Source organism: Limnovirga soli, from assembly GCF_013106755.1.
GTDB classification, from domain to species: Bacteria; Bacteroidota; Bacteroidia; order Chitinophagales; family Chitinophagaceae; genus Limnovirga; species Limnovirga soli.
Genome location: NZ_WHPF01000065.1, coordinates 1 through 243 on the forward strand (window position 1 = coordinate 1; position 243 = coordinate 243).

1 protein-coding gene is annotated in these 243 nt (G+C 49.4%); it reads left to right on the plus strand.

Translation table 11 applies throughout. The features are described 5' to 3' along the window. On the plus strand, nt 1-243 hold a 243-nt coding region (locus tag GD597_RS21785), incomplete at both ends, for a hypothetical protein (protein WP_171610020.1).

The window sequence follows — 243 nt, forward strand, 5'->3', positions numbered from 1 at the left end:
CAGCAGCGGAGGCCTGGTAACCGGCATTAGTGCCGGTACGGTGCGCATCAGTTATACGGTGATTAATGCAGCAGGTTGTAGTGATAGTGTCAGTAAAACCATTATCGTATCTGCCTTACCGGTAATCACACCGATAGCAGGCCCGGACAGTGTATGTGTAGGTCATACGATTAATCTAAGTGAAGTGACAGCTGGCGGCAGCTGGTTAAGTAATAATAGTGGTATCGCCACCATAAGCAGCGG